Below are 1,820 nucleotides of genomic sequence, written 5' to 3'. Positions count from 1 at the left end.
GCCGCTGCTCCAGGTCCGCCGCGATCCGCCGCACCGTCTCCGGATGCCCGGCGTAGACAGCGTTGCGGCCGAGCGCGTAGTCGAGGTGCAGGCGTTGCCCGGCATGCGCCGGATCCACCGCCAGCGCGCGCAGCTGCTGGGCGGCCTTCTCCGGCTCGTTGTAGCCGTAGCGGTCCAGTTGCACGAGCTGCGCGTCCAGCGCGCGGTCGGGGATCGCCGCCCACGCGGCCGCGCCGCTCAGCAGCATGGCCAGCAGCGTGGCCTTCACGACGGCAGCGAGCGGCCGGATCATGCGCGCCCCTCCTGCACCGGGCCGAGCAGGCTGACCAGCTGCACCTGGCCCTGGTGCCAGGCGGCCTCGATGCGGCCGGCCAGGGCCAGCAGCTGGTCGCGGTCACGGGCCTGCATCGCCGCCACGCCGTAGGCCTTGTTGCGACCATGCGCCTTGGCCATGTACATCACGGTGTCGACCAGGTCGATCGCCCGCTCCCATTCGAGCGTCAGGTCCTGTGGCGCCATCGGGAAGCTGGCGAAGCCGATCGACGCGCTGATCGGAATGCGCAGCGGCCCGTGGTCGACCGGCTGCCCGCCGATCTGGTCGAGCAGGCGCTGGCCGAGCTGGCGCGCATCCTCGGTGGCCTCGGAGTTCACCAGGATCAGGAATTCCTCGCCGCCCCAGCGCACGACCAGGTCCTGCTCGCGCAACACGCTGCTCAGGCGCCGCGCGACCTCGACCAGCACGGTGTCGCCGGCCGCATGGCCCCACTGGTCGTTGATGCGCTTGAAATGGTCGATGTCGATCAGGAACAGGCTGCCGCGCAGGCCGCCTTCGCGCGTGCGCTGCGCGATGGCCTGCTGGAAATGGCGCCGGTTCGCCAGCCCGGTCAGCGGGTCGCGCTCGCTCTGCTCGCGCAGCGATTCGTTGGTCTGCGCGAGCGCGGCGTTGGTGCGGCGGATGCGCCGGTAGGCCAGCGCCAGCAAGGCGCCCGAGAGCAGCACGCAGCCGCCGACCTCCGCCCAGAGCTTGAGCTGCAGGTCGCGGGTGCGGATCTGCTCGGCCTTGAGGCTGTTGTCCTGGTTGAGCAGCCGGATCTCGCGCTGGCGCTGCTGGTCCTCGAAGCGCGCCTGCGCCTCGAGCACCGCCTTGCGGGTCTCGTCGCGCAGCACCGCGTCGAACTCCTTGCGCGCGCGGTGGTAGGCGTCGACCGCGCCGGGCAGGTCGTCGACCTTCTCCAGGTAGCCGCCCAGCTCCAGCCAGGCCTCGGCGGTGTAGCTGCCGGCCTCGCGCTGCGCGTCCATGGTGATGGCCTGCAGCACGTCGCGCTTGCCGTCTTCCAGCCGCTTCAAGCCGATCTTGGCGATGCCCATGTTGTGGCGCGCCAGGATCTCGGTCGAGATCTCGCCGTCCTCATGCGCCAGCGCCAGGCTCTGCGTCGACAGCTCCAGCGCGCGGGCGTAGTTGCCGCTGCGCAGCTCGTAGTCGGCCAGGTTGCCCAGCGCCAGCGCCTGCAGGCCGGGCGCCTGCGCCTCGCGGGCGTACTGCAGCGCCTGCTCGCGGGCCTGCTGGCTCAGGCGCGGGTCCTCGTCCTGCGAGTGGACGATGCCCAGGATGGTGTAGACCGAGTACATCAGCACGGATCCGGGTCCTGCTGCGCCGTCTCGAGCGCCTCGCGCGCGGCACGCAGCGCGTGGTCGAACTGCTGGCTGCGGAAGTAGTTGAAGGCGAGCGTGGCGTCGTTGGTGGCGGCCCGCCAGCGCGAGCCCATCGCCCGCGCCTGCTCCAGCGCCTTCAGGCCGCTCTCGACCGCCGCGTCGACCTC

Annotated in this window: 3 protein-coding genes; all 3 read right to left on the bottom strand. The window is 71.8% G+C overall.

Annotation, left to right across the window (positions count from 1 at the left end):
- Positions 1-292 (bottom strand): hypothetical protein (locus FUT87_RS24835; RefSeq protein WP_147242728.1); only part of this gene is annotated, 292 nt, incomplete at its 3' end.
- Positions 289-1,629, bottom strand: coding sequence for a diguanylate cyclase (locus tag FUT87_RS24830; protein WP_255512019.1), 1,341 nt, complete (start codon positions 1,627-1,629; stop codon positions 289-291). The genes FUT87_RS24835 and FUT87_RS24830, both read right to left, overlap by 4 nt.
- Positions 1,629-1,820: hypothetical protein (locus FUT87_RS29400; RefSeq protein ID WP_186830750.1), on the bottom strand; the 192-nt coding region annotated here is incomplete at its 5' end. The genes FUT87_RS24830 and FUT87_RS29400, both read right to left, overlap by 1 nt.

This window comes from Mitsuaria sp. TWR114 (assembly GCF_007997345.1).
The sequence above is the reverse complement of the archived record's forward strand: the minus strand, read 5'-3'. Positions and strand labels throughout refer to the sequence as shown.

Coding starts and splice junctions, on each gene's coding strand:
- FUT87_RS24830 (WP_255512019.1), bottom strand. CDS start 1,629: ATGTACTCGGTCTACACCATCCTGGGCATCGTCCACTCGCAGGACGAG.